The 26429-nt window shown below is 62.8% G+C and carries 20 protein-coding genes; 6 read left to right on the forward strand and 14 right to left on the reverse strand.

All coding sequences use genetic code 11. The features are described from left to right. Positions 1-71: 71 nt before the first annotated feature. From HYG81_RS36430 to HYG81_RS36465, 8 genes are all read right to left on the reverse strand, one after another. Positions 72-791, reverse strand: coding sequence for an ABC transporter ATP-binding protein (locus HYG81_RS36430; protein WP_180841039.1), 720 nt, complete (start codon positions 789-791; stop codon positions 72-74). After that, a complete protein-coding gene (locus tag HYG81_RS36435) occupies positions 788-1519 on the reverse strand; it encodes an ABC transporter ATP-binding protein (RefSeq protein ID WP_180841040.1) in 732 nt (243 codons plus the stop codon). The genes HYG81_RS36430 and HYG81_RS36435 overlap by 4 nt, the downstream gene beginning before the upstream one ends. Further along, a complete protein-coding gene (locus HYG81_RS36440) occupies positions 1516-2634 on the reverse strand; it encodes a branched-chain amino acid ABC transporter permease (protein WP_180841041.1) in 1119 nt (372 codons plus the stop codon). The genes HYG81_RS36435 and HYG81_RS36440 overlap by 4 nt, the downstream gene beginning before the upstream one ends. Next, a complete protein-coding gene (locus HYG81_RS36445) occupies positions 2627-3508 on the reverse strand; it encodes a branched-chain amino acid ABC transporter permease (RefSeq protein WP_180841042.1) in 882 nt (293 codons plus the stop codon). The genes HYG81_RS36440 and HYG81_RS36445 overlap by 8 nt, the downstream gene beginning before the upstream one ends. A 2-nt stretch (positions 3509-3510) precedes the next feature. Next, the gene (locus HYG81_RS36450; RefSeq protein WP_180841043.1) at positions 3511-4848 is read right to left on the reverse strand and encodes an ABC transporter substrate-binding protein; all 1338 of its coding nucleotides are present in this window, start codon (positions 4846-4848) and stop codon (positions 3511-3513) included. Between the two features lie 364 nt (positions 4849-5212). Beyond that, positions 5213-6709, reverse strand: coding sequence for an Asp-tRNA(Asn)/Glu-tRNA(Gln) amidotransferase subunit GatB (gene gatB / locus HYG81_RS36455; protein WP_180841044.1), 1497 nt, complete (start codon positions 6707-6709; stop codon positions 5213-5215). Positions 6710-7114: 405 nt separating this feature from the next. Further along, complete coding sequence (locus tag HYG81_RS36460) at positions 7115-9145, reverse strand: AMP-binding protein (protein WP_180841045.1); 2031 nt, start codon at positions 9143-9145, stop codon at positions 7115-7117. Positions 9146-9147: 2 nt separating this feature from the next. After that, the gene (locus HYG81_RS36465; protein WP_180841046.1) at positions 9148-10005 is read right to left on the reverse strand and encodes an SDR family NAD(P)-dependent oxidoreductase; all 858 of its coding nucleotides are present in this window, start codon (positions 10003-10005) and stop codon (positions 9148-9150) included. A gap of 228 nt (positions 10006-10233) precedes the next feature. Here HYG81_RS36465 and HYG81_RS36470 point away from each other — a divergent pair, with 228 nt between their 5' ends. After that, complete coding sequence (locus HYG81_RS36470; protein WP_180841047.1) at positions 10234-10950, forward strand: helix-turn-helix domain-containing protein; 717 nt, start codon at positions 10234-10236, stop codon at positions 10948-10950. A 332-nt stretch (positions 10951-11282) separates the two neighbouring features. Here the strand turns inward: HYG81_RS36470 and HYG81_RS36475 are convergent, their stop codons facing one another. The 5 genes from HYG81_RS36475 to HYG81_RS36495 are packed head-to-tail and all read right to left on the reverse strand — an operon-like array spanning position 11283 to position 16241. Continuing rightward, the gene (locus tag HYG81_RS36475; protein WP_180841048.1) at positions 11283-12053 is read right to left on the reverse strand and encodes an ABC transporter ATP-binding protein; all 771 of its coding nucleotides are present in this window, start codon (positions 12051-12053) and stop codon (positions 11283-11285) included. Next, a complete protein-coding gene (locus tag HYG81_RS36480; RefSeq protein ID WP_180841049.1) occupies positions 12050-12823 on the reverse strand; it encodes an ABC transporter ATP-binding protein in 774 nt (257 codons plus the stop codon). Before HYG81_RS36480 ends, HYG81_RS36475 begins: the two co-directional genes overlap by 4 nt. A 1-nt stretch (position 12824) precedes the next feature. Continuing rightward, on the reverse strand, positions 12825-13967 hold the full coding sequence (locus HYG81_RS36485) for a branched-chain amino acid ABC transporter permease (protein WP_180841050.1): 1143 nt from the start codon (positions 13965-13967) through the stop codon (positions 12825-12827). Next, the gene (locus tag HYG81_RS36490) at positions 13964-14884 is read right to left on the reverse strand and encodes a branched-chain amino acid ABC transporter permease (protein WP_180841051.1); all 921 of its coding nucleotides are present in this window, start codon (positions 14882-14884) and stop codon (positions 13964-13966) included. Before HYG81_RS36490 ends, HYG81_RS36485 begins: the two co-directional genes overlap by 4 nt. Before the next feature lie 28 nt (positions 14885-14912). Beyond that, positions 14913-16241, reverse strand: coding sequence for an ABC transporter substrate-binding protein (locus tag HYG81_RS36495; protein ID WP_180841052.1), 1329 nt, complete (start codon positions 16239-16241; stop codon positions 14913-14915). 280 nt (positions 16242-16521) lie between these two features. Between HYG81_RS36495 and HYG81_RS36500 the strand changes: the two genes are divergently transcribed. The 5 genes from HYG81_RS36500 to HYG81_RS36520 all read left to right on the forward strand — a co-directional run bounded on the left by HYG81_RS36500 (position 16522) and on the right by HYG81_RS36520 (position 25535). Then, on the forward strand, positions 16522-19566 hold the full coding sequence (locus HYG81_RS36500; RefSeq protein WP_180841053.1) for a PAS domain-containing sensor histidine kinase: 3045 nt from the start codon (positions 16522-16524) through the stop codon (positions 19564-19566). 238 nt (positions 19567-19804) lie between these two features. Continuing rightward, the gene (locus tag HYG81_RS36505) at positions 19805-20122 is read left to right on the forward strand and encodes a DUF7518 family protein (protein WP_180841054.1); all 318 of its coding nucleotides are present in this window, start codon (positions 19805-19807) and stop codon (positions 20120-20122) included. A gap of 87 nt (positions 20123-20209) precedes the next feature. After that, positions 20210-23800, forward strand: coding sequence for a chromosome segregation protein SMC (smc, locus tag HYG81_RS36510; RefSeq protein ID WP_180841055.1), 3591 nt, complete (start codon positions 20210-20212; stop codon positions 23798-23800). Further along, positions 23793-24818, forward strand: coding sequence for a segregation and condensation protein A (locus tag HYG81_RS36515; protein WP_180841056.1), 1026 nt, complete (start codon positions 23793-23795; stop codon positions 24816-24818). The genes smc and HYG81_RS36515 overlap by 8 nt, the downstream gene beginning before the upstream one ends. 96 nt (positions 24819-24914) lie before the next feature. Next, positions 24915-25535, forward strand: coding sequence for a DUF8108 domain-containing protein (locus HYG81_RS36520; protein WP_180841057.1), 621 nt, complete (start codon positions 24915-24917; stop codon positions 25533-25535). 1 nt (position 25536) lies between these two features. Here the strand turns inward: HYG81_RS36520 and mtnP are convergent, their stop codons facing one another. Further along, entirely contained in the window at positions 25537-26397 is an 861-nt protein-coding gene (gene mtnP / locus HYG81_RS36525; protein ID WP_180841058.1) for an S-methyl-5'-thioadenosine phosphorylase, read from the reverse strand. Positions 26398-26429: the final 32 nt, after the last annotated feature.

Raw genomic sequence — 26429 nt, forward strand, 5'->3', positions numbered from 1 at the left:
GACGCGGTGTCGGATAGGGAACCGGCAAGCATTCACAGCGGCCAATCGAAATCCGGAACCGAGAGTTGTGCTCAGTGGACGCCGACGTATGCCTCGCGGACGTACTCGTTGTCGTGGAACTCGTCGTGGGTTCCCGAGAGCTCGATTTCGCCGGTCTCGATCAGCGAGAGCCGGTCCGCGTGGGTCAGCGCGAACGTCGAGTTCTGCTCGGCGAGCAGGATCGTCAGTCCCGCTTCCGCCTGAAGCGTCTCGAGCGCGTCTCCGATGTCCTGGATGATGACCGGTGCGAGCCCGAGCGTCGGTTCGTCGAGCATCAACACGTCGGGATCGCTCATCAGCGCCCGACCGACGGCGAGCATCTGCTGTTCGCCGCCGCTCATGGTCTCGGCCTCCTGCGTGCGGCGTTCGTCCAGTCGCGGGAACAGGTCGTAGACCATCTCGAGGTCGTCTTGTACCGCGTCGCGATCGGTCCGGAACTGGGCACCCATCAGCAGGTTCTCGTGGACCGAGAAGTACGGGAACAGGTCCCGGTCCTCGGTACAGTAGATCAGGCCGTCCCTGACGATCTGTTGGGGCTTCACGGTGGCGAGATCCGTTCCGTCGTAGTGGATGGTGCCGTCGTACTCGACGAAGCCCGCGATGGCGTTGAGCATGGTCGTCTTGCCGGCCCCGTTCGGGCCGATCACGCCGTAGATTTCGCCTTCGTTGATCGACAGCGAGATGCCCTTCAGTGCGTGTGACTTGCCGTAGTAGACGTTGAGGTCCTCGACCTCGAGTAGTGGATCAGTCATTGTATTCCCTCCCCGGCGAGGTACGCCTTCTGGACCGCTTCGTTCTCGGCGATCTCCTCGGGAGAACCCGCCGCGATTTTGGTCCCGTTGTTCAGCACGACGACCCGGTCGACGAGATCCATCAGGCCGCCCATGTTGTGGTCGACGACGACCATCGTCATTCCTTCCTCGCGGAAGCGTTCGATCTGGGCGGCCAGTTCCGTGATCTCGGCCTGGTTCATCCCGGCGAACGGTTCGTCGAGCAGCAGGAGCTCGGGCTCGGTCGCCAGCGCCTTGGCGATCTCGAGTCGGCGGACGTCCGCGTGAGGCAGTTCGTCCGGCATCTCCTGGAGATCGTCTTCGATACCAATGCGTGCGGCGTAGTCGTAAATCTCCCTCTCGCTGGCACCGCCGCGCAGCGAGACGATGCTGTTCGGGAGCGTGAACAGCTTGATGTTACCGGCGACCGACATCGAGTCGATCGGGTTCGATTCCTGGGAGACTCGCGAGAGCCCCTTGTTGACGACCTCGTGTGTCGCATCGTCGGTGATGTCGCCGCCGTTGAACCGAATCGAGCCGTCGGTAACGTCGTAGATGCTCATGATACAGTTGAACACCGTCGACTTGCCCGAGCCGTTCGGGCCGATCAGGCCGACGATTTCACCGGGTTCGACCTCAAGCGAGAAGTCGTCGACGGCGACGAGTCCACCGAACTGCTTCGTGAGTCCGTCGACCTCGAGGAGGCTCATTCGCGATCACCTCTCACCGAGCCGAGAGCGTGCCAGATCCAGCGGAACAGGCCGTCTCGAGCGAAGACGAGCACGAGGAGGACGAGTAGCCAGAGCACGATCCATCGCGTCGAGTGGCCGAACCAGAGTCGCAGTATCTCGTCGCGCAACAGGACGAAGAGGAACGCGCCACCGATCGGGCCGAGGATGGAACTCATGCCGCCGATGACCGCCATCGCGATCATCTCGATGCTCCGGTCGACGACGACGAACGTTGCGGGGTCGACGTTGCCGCCGAAGTGGGCGAGCAAGACGCCGCCGATCCCCATCGTGATCGAACTGAGCGTGAACGACCAGAGTTTGAACTTGGTCGGGTTGAGCCCGGCCGCCGACACGGCATGTTCGTTCTCGCGAATCGCGACGAGTATCATCCCGATGTTCGATCGGGCCACGTACGTCAGTACGACTGCGATCAACAGCATCGGGACGAGCATGAGGTAGTATCGCTCGGTGAAGTTCCACGTGAACACCTCGACCGCCTGAAACCCGTTTTCGCCGCCGAGGACCCCACTGAACCCGAACGTCAACCGGTAGAACAGGAGGACGGAGACGAAGGTGACGAGCGAGAAGTACGGACCCGACAGCCGGAGCGAGGGAAGCCCGATGAGTAACCCGAGCAGCAGTGCTGCGAGGATCGAGACCGGGATCGTAATCCAGAAGCTCAGCTCCGGACCCACGTTGACGGCCAGTAGCGCGGTCGTGTAGCCGGCAGCGGCGGACAGCACCGAGTGCCCGAAGCTAATGTAGCCGGTGTAGCCGCTCTGAATGTCCCATCCCATCGCGAAGATCGCCCAGATGCAGGCGATCGTAAAGGTCCGCATGTAGTTCCCGATCAGGAACGGGGCCCACATCGGAACGGTACCGAGCGCCACGAGCGCCGTAACGAGCGCGCCCAACTGGAGCCCGGTCACCTCGCCGAAGGCGGTTCCGAGGAACCGATTGAAGAGGTTCGCTCCGGGTTGTAGCGCTCGGTCGATCGGTGCGAGAACGCGAGCGACGGCCCGACCGCTCGGGGTGAGAATCGATTGTCGAACGGTGCCTCGCAGTCGTCCGAAACGCTGCGTTTCTTCACTCATGGACGAATTCCCTCCCGTACAATCCTTGCGGGAGCAAGAACAGTACGACGAGGAGGATAACCAGCGAGAGGATCCCGCGGAAGCTCTGTCCCAGTACGGAGACGGTAATTGTCTCGGTGTATCCGATCAGGTACGCGGCGACGATCGATCCCTTGATCGAACCGATGCCGCCGATCACCACGATGATGAACGCCAGTGCGAGAGGGTTCAGCCACATGAGCGGCATCGCGGACTGACCGCCGCCGAGGAAGATCCCCGCGACGCCCGCGAGCGCACCGGCGACGACCCACGTTCGAGTCTGCACCGAACGGAGGTCCACGCCGGTGAGCTGTGCACCGCGTTCGCTCATCGAGGCGGCGAGGATGGATCGACCGCCGTCCGTCTGCGTAATGTAGTACCACAACAGACCGATCGCGATCCACGAAACGACGAACCCGGCCAGATCGTTGTACGAGACGGACGTGCCGACGAGATCGAACTGGCCGTCGATTACCGTATAGGCGTACGGCTGATCGCCGAAGAGGTCGAGCGCGATTTCCGTCGTCATGGTCGCGACGACGACCGTCGCCAGGAACGTGATCACGGGGTTGTCCTCGACGTAGCGGACGAGACCGACGTACAGCCCGTACGAGAGCAACGCGATACCCCCGACTGCGAGGGGAAAGACGACGATGTTCGGCAAGACGACCGATTCCCAGACGATGTCGCGGCTGAGGGTCATGAACAGATAGGAACCCGCCATGATCAAGGCGCCGTGAGCGAGATTCAACACGCCGCCGACCCCGAATATCATCGTAAACCCGATGGCGATCAGCGCGTAGAGCGCGCTGATCATTGCCCCGGCAATCAGTATCGAGAGGAGCGACTCCCACATGCCTAGTTCATCCAGTCCGGTGCGATGTGGTCTGCAGTACGGTACTGTTCGGGGTAGACACACTCGAGGCCGCCCTCGGGTCGCCACTGCGTGATCGGGAAGTTCGTGATCACGCCGTCGTCGTTTCGTTCTTCCACCACGTCGTGTGGGTATTCGTCACCCTCGCCGTAGAACGAGATCTGGCCGGCGGTGCCCGTGTAGTCCATCCCGAGCATCGCGTCCACGATGGCATCGAGGTCGCTCTCGTAGTCGGCCGTACCGGCCTCCTCGACGGCTTCCTTGTAGAGGTAGATCGCGTCGTAGGTGTTGAACCCCATATACATCGGTAGCTCCGGTGCATCGTCGTCGTCCTCGGTGTACGATTGGTAGTTGTCGACGAAGTCGAGCGTCTTCTCCGTGATGTCCGTCGTCCCGGCGGCGCCCGACTGCGAGGTCGTCTCGTAGGTAGCGGCTCCCTCGGAGAGTTCGTAGAAGTCCGGCGTCATGGACGCGACGTGGATTCCCTCGATGCCGAAATCGGCCTGGCTCTGATGCCAGGACCCGAGCATGTCCGTCCCGATAATGTGGGCGAAGAACCGGAAGACTGCGTCGGGGTCCTCGTCGTCGAGCGTGCTCATCACCGTGCTGAAATCGTCGATCTCGGTCGATAGCTCCGCCTCGTGGACGACATCGTATCCGCGTGATTCCAGCTCCCCCGGCAGGTTCTCCGTGAACGGATCCGTCCAGGCCGCGTCGTCACCGAGGTACGCGAACGTGTCCCATCCGTGACGGTCGTTGAGGTAATCGGCGTAGCCACCCATCGCCTCGGCCTGGAAGTTGGAGTTGATCGGACCGGACCGGAAGATGTTCTTGTTCGCCTCGTAGTCCGAGCCGATCGAGTTTTCGATGATCGCTGGCGACGCTGATCCGGTCACGATGTACGGAACGTCGTTCTCGGAGATCATATCCATGATATTGAGCGAGACCTCGCTCGAGAAGGTCCCGACGATCATGTCGACGTTCTCCTGATTGATCAGTCGCGACGCACCGTCCTGGGCCGTCGAGGGATCCCCTCGAGTGTTTTCGGTGACGACCTCGACTTCCTCGTCCATAATTCCGCCGTCGTCGTCGTTGATTTCTTCGGCGGCTAGCTTGCCGCTTCGGTCGGACCCGATCCCCTGGGTATTCGTCATCGGAGCGAGGTGACCGATCGTGATCCCGTCGCTGCCGCCGCCACCGATACATCCTGCGAGGGTGGTCGTCACGGCACCGGCGCCCGCAGCCCCCAGGAACGTTCGGCGCCCCACGGAAAACCTTCCAGTCCTTCCCGATTTGATATTATTGTTATTTTCGTTAGCCATTGTATATCACTGAGTTACCGATTCTCACTCTCCCATTTTGATTCGCCACTAATAAAGATGAGGGTAGTTAACAAGGGGCTTGAGAATTATACGCGTGTGTATGATTGTCGATACAGAGGGAAACTGGGTGATAGTACCCCCTCACAATCGCCGAATAAATGCGCGCTGACCGTCCTCTCGTCGACCGACCCGTGATCGGCACGGAATCGGTAAGTACTGATAAAAGCCGGAGTAGGAGGCTCGCTTACACTGAAATCGCGATCCTCGCTCGAGACGAGCGATCGAACAACCGAAACGAAAAGCGGAGAAACGACCGAACGAGAAAACCGAGACTGAAATAGGTCGAGACGACCGAACGTGCCGATTAGCCCTCGAGTTCGGCCCGAAGCAACTGATTCACGTCGCCCGGATCGGCGCTGCCGCCGGTCTTCTGCATGACCTGTCCCACGAGGAAGTTGATCGCGCCGTCGTCGCCCGACTCGTAGTCGTCGACGGCGTCGGGGTTCTCGTCGATTGCCTCGACGACGGCCTGCTGGACTTCGTCCTCGCCGGTCTTGCCCAGCCCTTCCTCTTTGACGACCTCGTCGGGCGTCCGACCGTCGTCGAGCATCGACCGCAGGACGGTCTCGCGGGCGTTTTTCGCCGTAATCTCGTCCTCGGCGAGGAGTTCGACGAGCCGTTTGACCTCCTCGAGGCGGCCCTCGATTTCGGTGATCTCGATGTCGCGGTAGTTGAGTTCGCCCAGCAGGTTGTCCGCGACCCACGTGGCGGCGAGGTCAGGGTCGAACTCGCCCGCGACGTCCTCGTAGAAGTCCGCGACCTGTTTCGTCGAGGTCAGTTTGGAGGCCGCTTCCTCGCTCAGCCCGTACTCCGCCTGGAACCGTTCGCGGCGGGCGGAGGGGAGTTCCGGGATCGCGAGTTCGTCCTTCCAGTCGGAGACGCGCAGCGGCGGCAGGTCCGCCTCCTCGAAGTAGCGGTAGTCCTTCTCCTCCTCTTTCGAGCGCATCGAGACCGTGATCCCGCGACTCTCGTCCCAGTGGCGGGTCTCCTGTTCGACCGCGCGACCGCGCTGGATGGCGTTCTTCTGTCGGGTCTCCTCGTAGGCCAAGGCCTTCTCCGCGCCCTTGTGGCTCGAGATATTCTTGACCTCCGTTCGATTAGCCGCCTCGAGCGCGTCGATTCCGATCTCGTCGGTGTCGTCGCCCTCGATCGCTTCCTCGGGGATAATCGAGAGGTTGGCGTCGATCCGCAGGCTGCCGTCGCGTTCGGCGTCGAAGACGCCTAGGTACTCGAGGACCTCCTCGAGTTCGGCGAGGAACGCTCGCACCTCGCTGGGACTGCGGAAGTCGGGTGCCGTGACGATCTCCATCAGCGGCGTCCCCGCGCGGTTGTAGTCGACGAGGGTGTACTCGGCCGAATCGATGCCGCCACCGCCGCCGACGTGCTGGAGGCTGCCCGGATCCTCCTCCAAGTGTGCGCGCTCGATCGCGACGGTGCGTCGCTGGCCCTCGACGGAGACCTCGAGTTCGCCGTCCTGACAGATCGGCTCGTCGTACTGCGTGATCTGGAAGTTCTTGGGCAGGTCGGGGTAGTAGTAGTTCTTCCGGTGGAACCGGGTCTCTTCGGGGATCTCGGCGTCGATCGCCTTCCCGATCTTGACGGCGGCCTCGACAGCGGCTTCGTTGAGCACTGGCAGTGCCCCCGGCAGGCCGAGACAGACCGGGCAGACGTTATCGTTGGGCTCGTCGCTCGGCTCGGTCGAACAGCCACAGAAGATCTTCGTGTCGGTCTCCAGCTGGACGTGGACCTCGAGCCCGATGACGGTCACGAGGTCGCCCTGCTGGACGGTCTGGGCAGTCATTGGAGGCGATTCGGGCCCGTGGGGGTAAAACGTAACGGGACGGAGTCGTGAGGGTTCGATGATAGCTGCGAACTATGCGATCCGTTGTGCGGAGCGCTCGTTATGGATAGAGTGAATTGACCGGTGGGTTCGAGAGCGACTGAGAAGAACAAAGTAGTCTGCTATCGCGGCGACACGGAATCGCCACGCCCTCCCCAGCCGATTCGTTCGCTGCGCTCACTCATCCCTCGCGCAGTGTTGGGTCGCGTCTCGCTTTCGCTCGCCGCGACACAGCGCGCGCCACCGCACGCTGGTTGCTCAGTCTGGATAATACGCGCGTGAATCGGTCCAACCGACGAGCGAGAGGAAATGAGCCGACGGCGGTCGTGAGTCGAGACGGCGACGAATCCGTACGATCCGTGCTGACTACCGCGCGTCCTCGAGTTCCTCGAGCGCCTCGGGGTTCTCGATGCTGCTCATGTCGCCGAGATCCTCTCCAGTATAAGCCGCCTGAATGGCCCGTCGAATGATCTTGCCTGACTGGGTCTTGGGGAACTCGTCGACGAACAGCACCTCGCGCGGGCGGAACGGTTTCCCTAACTCGTCGCCGACCTGCGCGCGCAGTTCCTCCCGGAGGTCGTCGCTCTCCTCGAATCCAGCCTCGAGGATGACGTAGGCGACGACGGCGGTGCCGGTGGTGTCGTCGGGCGCGCCGATGGCGGCGGCCTGATTGACCGCCTCGTGGTCGATGAGTGCGCCTTCGACCTCCGCCGGGCCGACCTTGCGACCGGCGACGTTGAGGGCGTCGTCGGCGCGGCCGTGGAGGAACCAGAAGCCGTCTTCGTCCTTCTGGGCCCAGTCGCCGTGGTCCCACATCGGCGGGTCCTCGAACGTCGACCAGTACTCCTCGAGGTAGCGCTCGTCGCCCGACCAGAGCGACTTGGTCATCGACGGACAGGAATCACGGGCGACGAGGTAGCCGCGCTCGTTGTTCTCCCTGACCGAGTTCCCCTCGCGGTCGACGATGTCGATGTCCATGCCTAGTCCCGGGCCGCCGAGCGTACAGGGTTTCAGCGGTTCCGTCGGCATCGGCATCAGGAAGCAGCCGCAGATCTCGGTCCCCCCGGAGATGTTGATGATCGGAGAGTCGCCGCCGCCGACGTTCTCGTGGAACCAGTGCCAGGACTCGGGGTCCCAGGGTTCGCCCGTCGAGCCGAGAATCCGGAGGCTGGAGAGGTCGTGGCCCTCGAGCCGCTCGTCCCCGTGCTTGCGGAGCGCGCGGATCGCGGTCGGCGAGATGCCGAACTGGGTGAGCTCGTGGCGGTCGATCATCTCCCAGAAGCGGTCCGGTTCGGGGTGGTCCGGCGCGCCCTCGTACATGAAGACGGTGCCGCCGAAGGTGTGGGTGCCGATCAGGGACCACGGCCCCATCATCCAGCCGATGTCTGAGACCCAGAAGAAGCGGTCCGCGGGTTTGAGGTCCATCCCGAAGTAGACCTCCTTCGGACACTGGACCTGGACGCCCGCGTGCGTGTGTACAATTCCTTTCGGCTTGCCCGTCGTCCCCGAGGAGTACAGCAGCAGCGACTCCTGGCTCGAGTCGAGTGACTTCGTCTCGTACTCGTCGTCCTGGCTCTCGATGGCGTCGTCCCACCACTCGTCACGGTCATTGCTCCACGGAATTTCGTGTTCGCTCGTCGTGGTACTGGAACCGAGCCGATCGAACACGATCGTCTCCTCGACGTGGCCGGCCTCTTCGATCGCCTCGTCGGCGGCAGACTTGAGGAAGACCGGGTCGCCGCGGCGGTAGAAACCGTCGCCGGTAAAGAGCACGGAACACTCCGCGTCCGCGATCCGGGTGGCGGCCGCGTCGACGCCGAAGCCAGAGAAGATCGGAACGGCGACCGCACCGACCTTGAAACAGCCGTAGAGGATCGAGACGACCTCCGGCACCATCGGCATGTAGAGTCCGACGGTGTCGCCCGTTTCGATGCCGCGCTCCTCGAGCGCGTTCGCGACCTGATTCGTCCCCCGGTGAAGTTCGTGGTAGGTCACCTCCCGGACCTCGCCGTCCTCGCCCTCCCAGATGGTGGCGACCTTGTTTCGGCGCTCCTCGTCGACGGCCGCGTGGCGATCCACGACGTTGTGGGCGATGTTGAGTTCGCCGCCGGGATACCAGTCGGTGAACTGGGGCCCCTCGCTGTTATCGCGGATTTCGTCGTACTCCTCGTAGAACTCGATTCCGAGGTAGTCGACCAGTTCGTCCCAGAACCAGTCGACGCCGCTTTCGGGTTCGCCCTCGAGGTCCGTCGTCGTCCGTTCGATGAGCTCTTCGTAGTCGTCGATCCCATACGTCGCCATGAACTCGGCGACGTTGGTCGATTCGACGAACTCCTGGCTCGGTTCGTGGGCGATCTCATCGATGTCCTCGAGACTCGGGCTGGTGTTTCCAGGCATTGTTATTCGTAGGTAAGGGTCATGCCCCCATCAAACAACAGGTCGCCGCCATCGAGGTGTCGACCCAGTTCCGAAAAGCCCAGCAAGAAGAGATTGGCGACGTCGATCGGTTCCATCATCTCTTTCACTCGAGACTGGCCGAGCATGACGTCCTCGATCACCTCGTCGACGCTGATTCCACGCTGTTCGGCGGTGTCCTCGAGTTGAGCCGTCACGAGCGGCGTCTTCACGTAGCCAGTGCTGATCGAGAACCCGCGGATCTTCCCCTCACCCTCCGCAGCGATCGACTGGGTGAGCCCGCGCAGGCCGAACTTCGAGACGTTGTAGGCGACCTTGTCACTGGTGACGTAGTGGCCGTGGACCGACGCCATGTTACCGACGCAGCCCTCGCCGTCCGCGGTTTCTCGAAAGTGCGGAACGCAGAGCTTCGAGAGATAGAGCGGTGCTCGGAGCATGATCCGATGCATCGTATCGTATGCTTCCATCCGAAACTCGTCGATCGAATCGATGCGTTGTATCCCCGCGACGTTCGCGAGGTACTTGATGTCGCCCAGCCGTGCGGCCTCATTGACAATTCGCTCGAGGTCGTTGTCGTCCGTGAGATCCCCAAAAATCGACTCGATCGATCCTTCGAGATCGAGCTCCTGTCCGCGGTCGATCGTTCCCGCGAGGCCGTCCTCATCGATGTCCGTGGCCGCGACGGTGAGCCCGTTGCCGGCGGCGGCCAGTGCGGTCGCCCGTCCGATGCCGGAGGCCGCGCCCGTCACGAGACAGACGTTTCGATCCGTAAATGATTCGTCGGGGAACGGGTAGATCTCCTCGCGCGAGATCGTCGGTGGAGTAACTTGATTCCGTGACATTCTACACGGCTAGATACTAGTACAGAACGACCTAAAAGAGAGCTATTAACATATTAACGGCGACGTCTCGGACAGCCGTTTGCGAAACAGGATCTGAAATGATCGATTCGTGGTAAATTCCAGCAATTTTCGACCTAATCAATCGGGAAACACCGATATTACGCTTCGGATTGGTGTGTATAATACCAACTATTAAGACCTTGTATGTCTACCTATCTCACCATAGCGATGATCGACCTCGATATCGATATGCGGCAGTACGACTGTCCGTTCATCGATACAACCGACGACATCGACATCGCATTCTCAGCCGTCCAGTGGCAACTCGACACCGACGCCGCAAAACTCGAGACGCGGCTCATCGCCAAGGCGGATTCGCGGGGAGCGCTCGACGACGGGCTCCGGACGCTCCGAGAGCACCCGAATATGACGAACTGCTATATCCTCTCGAAGCGAGACAACGTCGCCGAAATCGGCACGAAAATAAAGGAGACCAATGCGATGCAAACGATCCAGCGAAACGGCGGTTACATTACCGGACCGTTCCAGATCGAGAACGGGCGGGAACGGTGGCACGTCGGCTTCGATGCGGACGAAGACGAGGACCGGACCTTAGCGGAACTCGAGCGACACAACGATTACAGCGTCGAGAACCGCGATCAGTTCGGCCCGTCGACGTTGTTCGATCTCCTCGAAAACTCGGAGAGCGCGACGCAACTTCTCGAAGGCTGTCGGTCGCTGACCGAAACCGAACGCGAAACGTTCGAGGTCGCGTCTCGGAACGGCTACTACGAGACGCCACGGGCGACGACGCTCGACGAACTCGCGGACCACTTCGATATCTCGAAGACGGCTGTTTCGATGAATCTGCGCCGGAGCGAGCGAAAGGTCCTTCAGGCGGCACTGGGGGCGATCGATCGAATGGAGGATGACGACCAACTCTGAGATCGGCGGGTAGAACGACGAATCGGCGGTCGATACTCCTCTTCTTCGGCCGCATTTCGTACGCGGCTGCTCACCCCATGAACGGAACGACTGCTACCAAGTACGTCTCCGCAAGCGCAGCGAGCCGTTCTCCACCAGAGCGAGGTGAAACCGCGCGACTACGGCCCTTTTCAGCGACATCTGTGAGAGCGAAGCTCTCTCTCTCTCTCTCTCTCTCTCTCTTACGCTATCGAAAACCGCCGATCTCTGGGAACGTGTCTCCGCGGGAATGCGGCTGGCGTCTCAGACGCCGGCCGATGTTCGATAAAAGAAGTCGCGGTCGACGGGACCGATTACTCGCCGCCGCCCTGCATGAGCATCTGGATTTCCTCGTCCGACGAGAGTTCCGCGGGATCGCCGCTGTCGACGATCTCGCCGCGTTCGATCACGTACATCCGGTCGACAATCTCCGGGACGTGACTCGCGTTCGACTCGGCGATCAACACCGAAATGTCCCTATCGATAATCTCGCGAATGTAGGACTTGACGTTCTCGACGACCACCGGAGCCAGCCCCTCGAGCGGTTCGTCGAGGATGAGTAGATCCGGCTTGAGCGCGAGCGCCCGCCCGATCGCGGTCATCTTCCCCTGGCCGCCGCTCAGGTTCTGCACTTCGGCGTGGCGGCGGTCCTCGAGTTCGTCGAAGAGATCGAAAATATCCTCGACCATGGCGTCCTCATCTTCGATCCCGCGTGCCGCGCCGGCGGTCCATATCGGGAGTCGGAAGTTCTCTTCGACGGTCATTCCGGTGAAGAGGTCTCGGTTCTCCGGTTGGTAGCCGACCCCCCGCTTGGGGATCAGTTCGGGCCGCATCTCGAGCAGTTCTTCGCCGTTTAGCCGAATCGAGCCGTTCGTAACCGGCGTGAGCCCCATGATCGACCGGAACGTCGACGTCTTGCCGGCACCGTTACGGCCGACGAGGGCGACAGCCTCGCCCTCGTTGACCTCGAGATCAACCCCGCGGGTGACCTCGAACCCCTCGACCGTCGCCGAGAGGTCCGATACCTCGAGCAGCGGACCCGACGCACTATCGCCGGCGTCGGACCCGGGGCCGAGTGTGCTCATTCGTCCACCCCCAGGAGGACCCGTCTGAGTTCCGAGTCGGTCTCGAGCAGAGAGGGGTCACCTTCCCGAAAGACCGCTCCCTCGTGGAGGACCACGAGACGATCCGCGTACTCCTTGACGAGGTCCATGTCGTGTTCGATCGTCACCGTCGTCACGTCGTCGGCCTCGCCGGCCTCGACGATCGTCTCGATTACGTACTCCTTCTCGCGAGTAGCGACGCCGGCCGTCGGCTCATCGAGCAGCAGGTACGTCGGGTCGAGTCCGAACGACATCGCCACGTCGAGCAGTTTCCGGTCGCCATGAGGTAGCGTCTCGGCGACCTCGTGTTGGACGTCCGCGAGTCGGAACTGTGCGAGGAGGTCGTCGATCTCGCGTTCGACCTCTTCGTGGCTGTCGTCGACGGTCCGCATGCTCAGTGTCTTGCCGTGACGGGAGAGGACCGCAATGCGGACGTTCTCGCGGACGGTCATCTCCTCGAAGATGTGGACGATCTGGAAGCTCCTGACGAGTCCCTCCGTGACGCGGTCCTCGGGAGCCATCTCCGTAATGTCCTCTTCGACGGCAGCGCCGTTCTCTCGCCTGTGGACGACGACCGAACCCTGATCGGGCTCAAGCAGTCCGGTCAGCAGATTGATGAGCGTCGTCTTGCCGGCCCCGTTTGGACCGACGATGAACACCATCTCGCCGGCGGTCTCGCCGAACGTCAGCGAAACGTCGTCCGTGGCGCGCAGTTCTCCGAATTCCTTGCGAAGATTTCGTGCTTCGAGCATGTTAGTTGACCCCGAAAACGATGATTCGAACGGTGGTTACGGCGCGAGTCACGCTCCGGCGAAGCGACGAACCGAGCGTCGTAACGTCCTTTCGAAGCAGGCCGGGATCGCGACGTCGTCGCGCCAATCCGGTCCCGATCTTCGGGATCGATCCCAGGATTCCCTCGGGAAGGAAGAGCACGACCGCGAGCAACGTTAGCCCTGTCAGGGCGTTGTAGTACTCCACGTAGAACGGTGCCTGAATCAGCATGTAAACGAGGACGACACCACCGATGACGGGCCCGACGAGCGTTCCGAACCCGCCAAGGATCGCCATGAACAGAATTTCCCCCGACACGAACGCATACAGAGTCGGATCCGGGCTGACGTGCAACTGCAGGAGCGCGAACAGCCCCCCGGCGAGTCCGCCGTAGATACCCGAGATTACGAATGCGACCCAGACGTACTTCTCGACGGGAATCCCGACGAACCTGGCCCGCGTCCGGTTCTGACCGATAGCGTCCAGTGCTCTCCCGAACGGCGAATTGATCAGTTTCCACATCACCAGCAACGAGACGACGAGCACGACGACTGTGAAGTAGTACAGGATCAGATCGTATCCCGTCGACGTCCACTCGAGGCCGAACAGCGTTGGCGGGTTCAGCCCGTCGGGGCGGACGCTGAGCCCATCGCTGTAGTTGAAGTAGCCGCTCTGCAGGACGAACGCGTACAGGACCTGGTTGAACGCGAGCGTCAGCAACGCGAAGTAGATGTCGAGGTAGCCGGCAACGAAGTAGCCGATCAGCACCGAGATCGTCGTCGCCGCGAGGACGCCCCCGAGCAGCAACAGGAGGCCGCTCGAGACATCGAAGTGAGACGCCAACACGGCGGCTCCGTAGGCCCCGACGCCGAAGAACGCCGCGTGACCGAACGAGACGAGTTCGGTGTGGCGCAGGAGTAGATTCAGCCCGACCGCGGCGAGCCCGAACAGAATTCCGCGGTGGATCGCGGTAAACGAGAGCCCAGTAAACCGCGTGATATCGGGCACGAGGAAGAGGACGACGAGACCGACGACCGCGAGGACCGTCTGGCCCTTGGTCAGTTCCATCCCCTCTAGCAGCCGAACGTGGGTTTCGCCGTCGCGCTCGACGAGGAAGCGACTCATTCGATCTCACCCCACGTCCCGTAGAGGCCCTCGGGCCTGACGAGCAAGACGAGGACCATCAGGAGGAACGGTGCTGCCAACTCGAGCGGTGAATAGTACGCCGTCGCGACCCGGCTGGAGATACCGACGAGCAGCGCGCCGACGAACGCGCCCTTCAAGCTACCGAGCCCGCCGATGACGATCACGACGAACGACAGTACCAGCCAGTCGAGTCCCATGCCGAGAGACGCCGACCCCGGACCGATGCTGACCATCGCACCGCCGAAGCCGGCGAAGAACGCACCGATGGCAAACACGAGGGTGAACATGCGGTCCGTGCTGACCCCGATGGCCGTCGACATCTCCCGATCGATGGCGGTCGCTCGCACGATGCGGCCGGTCTTCGTGCGATCGAAGAACCAGACGAGCCAGGCGAACACCGCGACGCCGACCAGAATGACGAGGATATTGTACGAGGGGTAGCTGACGCCGACGAGCTCCGTCGTTGGAATCTCGTTGATGCCGCTGTAGACGCCGACGTCGATCGGCGACGGTCCCCAACCCAGCTTCATCACGTCCGTGAGGACGAGCAGTAGTCCGTAGGTCAACAGGAGCTGGTAGACCTCGTCCCGGTCGTAGATCGGTCTGATGAACGTCGCCTCGAGCGCACCGCCGACCGGCAACAAGACGGCGGCGGCCGCGAGCGAGCCGGCGAGGACGACCAGACCGAAGATCACTGCAGTCACGGGTCCGGTGGGGGAGGCGACCTGTCCCGCGGCGAAGCCGACGACGGTGAAGGCGGTGAATGCACCCAGCGCGTACAGCTCACCATGTGCGAGGTTGAGGATCCCCAGGACGCCGAAGATTATCGTCATTCCCGACGCGATCATAAACAGGACAGAGCCGTAGTAGAGCCCGTTGAGTACGTGTTCGAGCATAGTTACTGGATACGGTTTCGCACGGTACTCACCAGCTCCCGATCCAGTCGGTGGAGCTCTCTCCCGGCGGCGGCGACACCGACTCGGCGGAGAAGACGTTCACGTCCGCGAGCGCCGCAGCATCGTGTTCGTTCGACCAGGTCAACTCGCCGAAGTGAGCGTTGGAGTAGCCCTGATGGTCCGCGCCAATCGTGTGGTAGCCGGCCGGCGTGAAGAATCCGTGATTCTCGAGGATCGTCGCGAGTTCGTCCTGCTCGGGCCAGCGGCCGAGGAGGCGGACGGCCTTTTCGGCGGCCGTCGCCCACGCCGTCACCGCACCGTAGCCGCTCATGAAGTGGGCCGTCGGCACGACGCCGTACTCGCTCTGGACCTCGTCGACTAGATCGGCGGCCGGGCTCCACCGGTCGGTCGACGGCTCGCCCCAGTAGAAATTTCGCGAGCCCGAGTAGATCGACCCATCGACGAGATCCTCGGTCATATCGTTAGCCGAGCCGTAGAGGACCGGGCCGACCAGCAGTTCGATACTGTCGAACATCCCGTTGGCGTGGCCCTGCTCGAGCAACAGCGTCGCGTCGCCGCCCCAGCAACTCGAGAAGAGGACGTCGGGTGCCTCACTGTTGATCTCGGTGATGTGTGTCGACATGTCGTTGGTCCCCAGGTCTGGGAACCCGCTGTGTACCTGTTCGGCACCCGTCAGCTGTTCGATCCCTTGCGAGAACAGCTCCATCTCGTCCTGGCCGAACGCATAGCCGGGATTGATTCCAGCGTAAGTGTCGATTTCGTCCGCGCCGAGGACTTCGACCGCCTGGTTGACGGCCGCGATCGCCTCCATCACGTCGTGGTTCTGGAACCGGAACGAGTAGGTCACGTCCGGGAAGTCCTCCTCGTACAGCGTCGTCACCGTTCCGTCGGTCGAGACGTTGATAACTTCCTGCTCCTCGATCTCTGGAACCATCTCCGCGTGGCCGCTGCTCGAGATCGGACCGAAGGTGACGTCTTTTCCCTCGTCGACGAATTGCTGGTAGTTGACGAGGTAAGCGCCGCCCTCCTCGACGACGTCGAGATTCATCTCGCGGCCGGCAATCCCATCGTTCTCGTTGATCCGACGAACCGCGGTTTCGGCGCCGTACCGGGCCTGTACGCCGAGAACCGCCGGTGCACCCTCCGTGAACGTCTGCAGACCCGACTCGATCGGCTCGTCCGGGACGTCAGCGTCCGCCAGCGGATCGTCTTCGCCCTCGAGCAGTTCCGTACAGCCGGCCAGTGCGACCGCGAGCGCCGAACCACCGACCGTTTTCAGTAGCGTTCGTCTGTCGATACCGTCCGACTCCGTACCTGCGATTAATCCACTTGTCATAGCTAGTAGACACCGTTCACTGCCTGTTGCGGCATACGTATGATACACACTACCAATGCAAATAGGCGAATGTGTACATGTTAACAACGCAGCTGTCAGCTCGAACTCAACCGATCCACGAATCACGACGGCGCTTCGAATCGATGTGCTGTCGCACCGGGATGGTCGCGAGAGGGTCGGTAGTGACACTCAGTGACAGAGCGACGGTGCGACTATGGTGTGTATAAAGCGCCCCAGAGCGACGAGGGGTTTTTTCTTGCTCAGTGCTTATCGGGAAAGCATGAGTACTCGAGCGGGCGCAGACGACGGGGCATTCTGGGGGGATGCCGACGACGACGTTGCGCTCCACCGATATCAGACGCTCGTCAACACGATCGACGACGGCATCTACCAGCTCGATACCGACGGACACTTCGTTGCGGTCAACGACGTTATCGTCGAGGCAACCGGCTATACGCGCGACGAACTCATCGGCGAACACGTTTCGCTCGTGCTCACCGATGCCGATATCGACCGTATCGAACGCGGTATTGCAAGCGGAATCGACGCGAGCGACGAGGACGACGGTATCGCCACGTTCGATATCACCGTCCGAACTGCCGGCGGCGACGAGATCCCCTACGAACTCCGGGTCAATCTTCTGGTCGCGGACGGCGAGCTCCGGGGCACCATCGGTGTCGCTCGCGACCGCTCCGAGGAACAACGCCGACAGGAGACGCTTACGTCGGCAGTGGAATCGTACGATTCTATCACGAGCATCCTCGACAAAGCCGACATCGGCGTCTGCGTCACCGACGAGGACGGCGAGATCGCGTGGGCCGACGAGACCATCGACCGCTACTTCGATCTCGATCCCACGGCCCTCATCGGGCAGCGCAGTCGTGCAGTCGTCGCCGACGCCCTCAAATACAGGTTCGCCGAGCCAGATTCGTTCGCAGCAACCGTTCTCTCGGCGTACGACGACGGTCGCTACGTCGATCGATTCGAGTGTCGGGTCACCGGTGACGGGGGCAACCGCGAGGAGCGCTGGCTCAGATACCAGAGCAAACCGATCGAATCGGGGGAGTTCGCCGGCGGCCGGGTCGAATTCTACTACGATATCACCGATCAGAAGCAATCGGAAGCGGATTTACAGGAGAATAAGGAAGCGTTTCAGTCCCTGGTCGACGCCGTCGAAGAGTACGCGATCTTCCGGCTAGACGCGGACGGTCACGTCCTCACTTGGAACAGGGGTGCGCGGAACCTCAAGGGCTACGACCACGAGGAGATCATCGGCGAACACTTCTCGACGTTTTACACCGAGGCGGATCGAGCGGCGAACGTTCCGGAACGGAACCTCGAGATAGCGCTCGAGAACGGTTCCGTCGAGGACGAAGGCTGGCGCGTTCGCAGCGACGGGAAGCGATTCTGGGCGAACGTCACGATCACACCGATTCGCGACGACGACGGCACCCTCCAGGGCTATCTGAAGGTGACTCGCGATATGACGGATCGCTGGGAGCGCGAACAGGAACTCGAGAGCGAACTCCAGCGCATTCTCGGACGGATCTCGGACGCCTTCTACGCGGTCGACGACGAGTTTCGGTTCACCCACGTCAACGAGCGCGCTGCGGAACTCCTCCAGCACTCCGAGGAGGAACTGCTCGGCGAACAGCTCTGGGAGGTGTTTCCCGATCTCCGCGATCTCGACGAGGTCTGGGACGCCTTCCACACGGCGCTGGAAACGCAGGAACCGACCAGCTACGAACTCTACTACGACACGCTCGACTTCCGGGTCGAGGCGAACCTCTACCCCTCCGAGACCGGAATATCGGTGTATTTCCGCGACGTCACCGAGCGCCGGGAGCGCGAGCGCGAACTCGAGCAAACGGAGCGGCGCTTCGAAGCGATCTTCGAGGATCCGAACATTCTCGTCGGCCTGCTCGAACCCGACGGGACGGTACTGGATATCAACGGGACGGCGATGGAGTACATCGACGCCGACCTCGAGGACGTGATCGGCGAACCGATGTGGGAGACGCCGTGGTGGGACGAAGGCGATCAGGTCCAGCGCGACGTCAGAGAGTGGACCGAACGCGCGGCGGCCGGCGAGTACGTCAACTTCGAGACCGATCTCACGCGACCGAACGGCGAGTGGTACACGCTCAGCGGCGTCTTCAGGCCCGTCACGAACGACGAGGGCGACGTCGTGTCGATCTTCGTCTCGGACCGCGACATCACGGAGCGAAAGAAGCGCGAACGCGAACTCGAGGAGTCCGAGCAGCGCTACCGCACCCTCGCGGAGCACTTCCCGAACGGCGTCGTTACCCTTTTCGACCACGACCTCACGTACACGCTGGTCGCGGGACAGGGTTTCGACAAGATACCCGTGGATCCGGCGGACGCCGAGGGAGAACAGTTCGACGACGTCTGGCCTACTGAAACGAGCGATGCACTCAGACCGGCGCTTCAGGCCGCACTCGAGGGCGAAGAGCGATCGGTCGAACTCGAGTACGCCGGCCGGGAGTGGGTGATCTATACGGTCCCGATCACCGACACCCGGGGAGACGTCTTCGCCGGCGTGTCGATGGCCTACGACATCACCGAGCGGAAGGAGTACCAGCGCAAGCTCGAGGAGACGGTCGACCGACTCGAGGAATCCAACAAGCGCTTGGAGCAGTTCGCCTACGCGGCCTCTCACGACCTGCAGGAGCCGTTACGGATGGTCTCGAGCTATCTCCAGCTGATCGAGAGCCGCTACGCCGACGCGCTCGACGAGGACGGCGAGGAGTTCCTCCAGTTCGCCGTCGACGGGGCTGACCGGATGCGCGACATGATCGAGGGTCTACTGGCGTACTCTCGAGTCGAGACGCAAGGTGATCCGCTCGAGCCCGTCGACCTCGATTCGGTCCTCGAGAGCGTGCTCGCGGATCTACGGCTTCAGATCGAGGAGACGGACGCCGAGCTCGAGACCGACACCCTCCCCCGCGTCGAAGGGGACGCCAGCCAGTTGCGCCAGGTAATCCAGAATCTGCTGAGTAACGCACTCGAGTACAGCGGCGACTCGTCGCCGCGGATTTCCGTCGACGCCGAACGCCGGGGGCGAGAGTGGGTGATCTCGGTCAGCGACGAGGGGATCGGGATCGATCCCGACGACCAGGACCGCGTGTTCGAGGTCTTCCAGCGGCTCCACAGTCGGGAGGAGTATTCCGGCACCGGGATCGGCCTCGCGCTGTGTCAACGGATCATCGAACGCCACGGCGGCGAGATCTGGGTCGACTCCGACCCCGGTGAGGGAGCGACGTTCTCGTTTACGCTTCCCGCAACTGAGGATTCCACGCAGTGAATTCACTGCTCACGGCAGTCCTTAGCGATCATCGGCGCCCGCTATCCGTTTCCCGACCCACGACCCGCCTCAGTCCACAGCGGCCGCGACGCTCTCTCCCAACCGTTACGGTTACCCCGGTCAGCGGGTAGCCCATCCACGAATTTGTGACCAGCGCAAACGTGCCCCTCCGAGAGCTGTAAAATAAATTATAGTCGTCTGACGTACGTTTATGTGGCCGGACGGCCGCCTAGTTGATATGTCGAACAACCGCGTCGAGACGCTCGAATCGACGGTTGCGGAACTCGAGTCGACGGTAGAAGGACTGACGGACGAACTCATCGAGGCGAAAGAGCGAATCCGCGTCCTCGAGGCCGAACTAGACGCCGACACGCCGACGCGTGTGCCCGAACGCCGCAGTGAGAACGCGGAGACGACGGCGGCGGCGGAAGACGAAACGCCCGAAGCCGAACCCGACGAGGTCGCCGAGGCGGCCGCGGACGCCGAGGGCGGGAATGCGGAAGAAACCGGTGACGAAGCGGAAGACTCAGGTAGCGACGACATTATCGTTGCATAACTGCAGATACCGCCGCGGAAGGGGGGTCGCGGACGTGCCGATTCCCCTTCTTCCGGCTGCTGGCGGTGTGGAGGTCGCGCAATAAGAATGTATATCAAGGCGATCGTCCTCGACGATTTCAAGAGTTTCGGCAGAAAGACGAAGATCCCGTTCTACGAGGACTTCACGGTCGTTACGGGCCCGAACGGCTCCGGCAAGTCGAACATCATCGACGCTGTCCTCTTCGCGCTCGGACTGGCCCGTACCCGCGGGATTCGCGCCGAGAAACTGACCGACCTCATCTACAACCCCGGTCACGAAGGTGACGACGCCTCGAGCGGCCCTCGCGAGGCGACCGTCGAGGTCATCCTCGACAACTCGGAGGACACCCTCGAGCGCTCGCAGGTCGTCAACGCCGCGGGCAGCGAGGACATCGGCGACGTCGACGAGATTTGCATCCGTCGCCGGGTGAAGGAGACCGAGGACAACTACTACTCCTACTACTATCTCAACGACCGCTCGGTCAACCTCTCGGACATCCAGGATCTGCTCGCCCAGGCCGGCATCACCCCGGAGGGGTACAACGTCGTCATGCAGGGCGACGTCACCGAGATCATCAACATGACACCCCACGCCCGCCGGGAGATCATCGACGAGATCGCGGGCGTCGCGGAGTTCGACGCGAAGAAGGAGGACGCGTTCGGTGAACTCGAGACCGTTCAGGAACGGATCGACGAAGCCGAACTCCGCATCGAGGAGAAACGAGATCGGATCGACCAGCTCGCGGACGAGCGCCGGGAAGCCATGCGCTACCGCCGGCTCCGCCGCGAGAAAGAGGAGTACGAGGGCTACAAGAAAGCCAGCGAACTCGAGGAGAAACGCGCCGAACTCGAATCGGTCGAGAGCGAGGTCGACGACCTCGCAGACGAGCTTCGAGAGCTCCAGCGCGAACTCGACGAGCGCGAGGGAACGGTCGTCCGCCTGCAGGAAGACCTCGAGGACTTAAACGCCGAAATCGAGCGCAAGGGCGAGGACGAACAGCTCCGGATCAAAAGCGAGATCGAGGAGATCAAAGGCGACATCTCGCGGTTCGAAGACAAGATCGAGGCCAGCGAGGAGGCGATCGAGGAGGCCGAGTCCAAGCGCCGCGAGGCGTTCGTCCAGATCGACCGCAAGCAGGAGACGATCGACGACCTCGCCGACGAGATGCGCGAGCACAAACTCGAGAAGGCCTCGATCACGAGCGAGATTCAGGAACGCGAGCGAGAGCGCGACGAACTCGAGGCCGAAATCGACGCCGTCGACACCGAGTTCGACGAACTCAAAGCCGACCTCGCCGAGCGCAAGGACGAGCTGGAAGCAGCCAAGACTGAGAAGAACGACCTCCAGCGCGAACAGGACCGCCTGCTCGACGAGGCTCGGCGACGCTCGAACGCGATCAGTGAAAAGGAAACGACGATCGAGGCGAAACGCGAGGAGCTTCCCGAGATCGAGAGCGAGCGCAGCGACCTCGAGCGGGAACTCGAGAAGGCGAAGCGGAATCGCGCGAACATCGCCGAGGTCGTTGACGACCTGAAAAGCGAGAAACGGCGGCTGCAATCCGATATCGACGAGCTTGACGACGAGATCCAGGCCAAACAACAGGAGTACGCCGAACTCGAGGCCAACGCGGGCGAGAGCGGCGACTCCTCGTTCGGTCGCGCGGTGACGACGATCCTCAACTCGGGGATCGACGGCGTTCACGGCGCGGTCGCCCAGCTGGGGACCGTCCCCGGCGAGTACGCGGTCGCCTGCGAGACCGCCGCCGGCGGTCGGCTCGCGAACGTGATCGTCGACGACGACGTCATCGGCCAACAGTGTATCGAGCACCTCAAGTCCCGAAACGCGGGGAGAGCGACCTTCCTGCCGCTGACGGACATGAGCCAGCGTCGGCTCCCCAACGCGCCGAGCGATCCGGGGATCGTCGACTTCGCGTACAACCTCGTCGATTTCGATGCCGAGTACTCGGGCGTCTTCTCCTACGTCCTCGGTGACACGCTGGTCGTCGAGGACATCGAAACCGCCCGCTCGTACATGGGCGACTATCGGATGGTCACCCTCGACGGCGACCTGGTCGAGAAGAGCGGCGCGATGACCGGCGGCTCCGGCGGCGGCTCGCGCTATTCCTTCACCGGCGGCGGCGAGGGCCAACTCGAGCGGGTCGCGAAACAGATCACGGCGCTCCAGGAGGAACGCGAGTCCCTCCGCGAGGAATCCCGCGGCGTCGAGGAGCGACTCGACGACGCCCGCGACCGCAAGAGCGACGCGGCCGACGAGGTGCGGTCGATCGAGTCCGAACTCGAGGGGCTCGACGAGAGCCGCGAGGCGATCGAGACGGCAATCGAGGACCTCGAGTCGGACCTCGAGGAGCTCCGCGAGGAGCGCGAGTCCGTTGACGAACGGATGAACGAGATCTCCGAGGAGATCGGCGCGAAGACGGCGACGGTCGAGGAACTCGAGGCCGATATCGCGGAGCTCGAGACCGAACTCGCGGACTCGAAGATCCCCAAACTCACCGACCAGATCGAGGCGCTCGAGGTCGAGATCGACGAGCGCGAGGACCGCATCCAGGAACTCGACAACGAACTCAACGAGTTGAGCCTCGAGAAGGAGTACGCCGAGGACGCCATCGAGGACCTCCACGACGACATCGAGGCCGCGCAAAATCGGACGGCCGAACACGAAGATCGGATCGACGACTACGAGGAGGAAATCGCCGGGAAGCGCGAGGAACTCGAGGAGAAGCGAGCGGCCGTCGAGGAGTTAGAGGAGGAGCTCACGGAACTGAAAGCCGAGCGCAGCGACCTCAAAGAGGAGCTGTCGGAGGCCCGGACGAAACGCGACCAGCAACAGGATCGGGTCAACGCCGTCGAGAGCAAACTCGAGGACGCCGGCGAGCGCGCGAGCAGCCTCGAGTGGGAGATCGAATCCCTCGAGTCCGAGGTCGGCGACTACGATCCCGAGGACGTGCCGGATCACGACACCGTCCTCGAGATGATCGACCTCCTCCAAGCCGACATGGAGGCGATGGAGCCGGTGAACATGCTCGCGATCGACGAGTACGACGAGGTCAAGAGCGATCTCGAGACCCTCGAAGAGGGGCGGGCGACGCTGGTCGAGGAGGCGGACGGCATCCGCGAGCGGATCGAGCAGTACGAGACCCAGAAGAAGCAGACGTTCATGGACGCCTACGATGCGATCGCCGCGCACTTCACCGAGATTTTCGAGAAGCTCTCGGAGGGGACGGGGACGCTGCACCTCGAGAACGAGGAGGATCCGTTCGACGGGGGACTGACGATGAAGGCACAGCCGGGCGACAAGCCGATTCAGCGGCTGGACGCGATGTCCGGCGGCGAGAAGTCGCTGACCGCGCTCGCCTTTATCTTCGCGATCCAGCGGCACAACCCGGCCCCGTTCTACGCGCTCGACGAGGTCGACGCCTTCCTCGACGCCGTCAACGCCGAGCGGATCGGCGAGATGGTCGACGAACTCTCCGACGAGGCCCAGTTCGTCGTCGTCTCCCACCGGTCGGCGATGCTCGACCGCTCCGAGCGGGCGATCGGCGTGACGATGCAACAGGATAACGTGAGCGCAGTGACCGGGATCGATCTGAGCGACGGCGGCGACGGGAGCGGGGAGGAGGTGCCGGTCAGTGACTGACCACGACGAATTTTATACTGATGGAGGGGACGAGATTCCCCTCGACATCGCGGGCCACGAGGACCGCGAGCGCCCCGGGGACGCGGACTCGAGCACGGACGGCGATTCCGACGACGAGAGCCCGCCGGCCGGGGCCGACGGTTCCGTCCTCGAGTTCACTGACGCCGAGACGGCCACGGAGACGGCCGAGGACGACGAAGATGAGGAGACGGTCGAGCCCGTCGAACTGCTCGTCCAACTCGCGAAGGACGGCGAAATCGACCCGTGGGACATCGACATCGTCGCAGTTACCGACAAGTTCCTCGAGGCGATCGACGAGGTCGACCTCCGAACCTCCGGACGGGCGCTGTTCTACGCGAGCGTCCTCCTGCGGATGAAAAGCGACGAGCTGTTCGCCACCGACGAGCCCGAGGAGGAGGAGCTCCCGCCGTGGGAAGCCCCCTTCGCCGACGACGGGCCGATGGATCCAAAGGGCGACGACGAGCGGGAGTATCCGCCGGGGTTCGACCCCGTCGAGAACCTCGAGGAAGAGATGGAACGCCGCCTCGAGCGCAAGCACGCCCGCGGGAAGCCGGAGACGCTGGACGAACTGGTCCGCGAGCTTCGGACCGCCGAACGCGACACCTGGTGGAAGGAGTCCCGAAGTTACGACACGAGCGACTCGCCCAAAGGGTACGACCGCGGCGTGCAGGAGCTGAACTACCACTCCGGCGACGACTTCCGGGTCGACGACGAGCCGACCAGCGACGACGTGACCCACACGACCCACGAGGAGGACATCGAGGCGGTCATCGACGACGTCGAGACCGAACTCGAGGACCACTACGAGCAAGGCCGCGACGAGGTGCTGTACGCCGAGATCGACGAGGTCGGCGGCACGCGCGTGATGACCTACCTCGCGCTGCTCTTTCTGGCCCACCGAGGGAGAGTCACGCTCGAGCAGGACGAGCTGTTCGGCGATCTCTGGGTCAAAGAGGCAGCAGTGGAGGCGGAGGCGAGCGAAGCGATCGCCGACTGAATTCTCATACCGGCTTGAGGGTAACTCTCCGTACCGACTTGGGAATGGCTCGAGCGCCCACAAGCGTTTAGCCCGCACCGGCGAAACCTCGAGTCGATGACGAGGCCGGACGATGTGCTCTTTCGCAGTCGCGTCGAGACGTTCGCGCTGGTTCGGAAGCTGCTGCCAATCGCCCTCCTCGCGGGGGCCATGATCGGGCCGCTGTTCCGGTTCGAGCCGACAGTCGCGATGTGGGTCTCGGCGGTGTGCTTCCTGTTCGTTCTCGTCGGACTCCTCCTCGTGAGCCGTCTCCCGCTGTATCCGGCCCATACGTTCGGAATCGAGTATCGGTTCGAGGAGGAACCGTTCGAAACCGGTCGACGACACTGCGTCCGCTGTGGTGTGTTAGCGGAATCGGGTACCCACCGCCGCTATGCCCGGCAGCTCGTCGTTCTCGGCGTGCCGTTCCACACCCTCGAGTGGGGGAGCAACGACTTCTGTGACGACTGCGTGACGATCGAGAACGGCGTCGGTTCACGCGGCAGTCCCGATCGAGCACCGGCGTCGGAACCGACACCGACTCGCGCCGAACCAATGGGACCGAACCGGAACCGGGAGACGGAATCGAAATACGATGCAACGAGCGCTGACCGCGAACCCCTTCAGGTAGATCGGGTCCGCCGGGTCGACCGGAACGACGAGACGACCGCGCTGGAGCTCAAACGCGCGTTCGACTGACTCAATCGAGGTAGTCGCCGGCCAGCAGGTCGACGCGCTCGAGCGTCTCCTCGGGGATCGCCTCCTGTGGCGTGTTGATCGTCCCCTCGAGCGCGCTCCAGGCCTCGCTCTCGAAATCCTCGGGCATCGTTCGGATGGCGCGTTCGACGACCGCGTTGATCGCGTCCTGATTGGCCGCGGCGTTCTCGAGGACCTCCTCGAGGGTGACCTCGCTGTCTTGCTTCCAGACGTCGTAATCGGTGACGCCGGCGACGGTGGCGTAGCTCAGCTCGGCCTCGCGGGCGAGTTTGGCCTCCGGGATGGCGGTCATGCCGACGATGTCCCAGCCCTGGTCGCGGTAGAACTCGCTCTCGGCCCGGGTGGAGTACTGCGGCCCTTCGATACAGACGTACGTGCCGTCTTCCTGGGTTTTCGTTCCGTCGTCGGTCGCTTCCCGTGCCGATTCCGCGAGGTGGGAGACCATCTCCGGACAGTAGGGATCGGCGAAGCCCATGTGGACGACCATGCCGTCGCCGAAGAAAGTCGGCGTGCGGTGTTTGGTCCGGTCGAAGATCTGGTCGGGAACGACGAGCGTCCGCGGCGGCAGGTCCTCGCGCAGGCTGCCGACCGCGTTCGTGGCAATGACCCGGTCGACACCGACCGATTTGAGTGCGTAGATGTTCGCCCGGTAGGCCGCGTCGGTCGGCGGATGCTGATGGTTCTCGCCGTGACGCGGGAGGAACGCGACGTCTCGCTCGGCGAGTTCGCCGAGGGTGACCGCCTCGCTCGGCTCGCCGTACGGTGTCGAAATCTCCTCTTTGCGGGTGTTCTCGAGTGGCAATGCGTCGTAGATGCCGCTGCCGCCGATAACGCCGATTGTCATGGCGGAACGTGCGCGGACCAGTCCCCTAAAGC

Source organism: Natrinema zhouii (assembly GCF_013456555.2).
Classification (GTDB): Archaea; Halobacteriota; Halobacteria; order Halobacteriales; family Natrialbaceae; genus Natrinema; species Natrinema zhouii.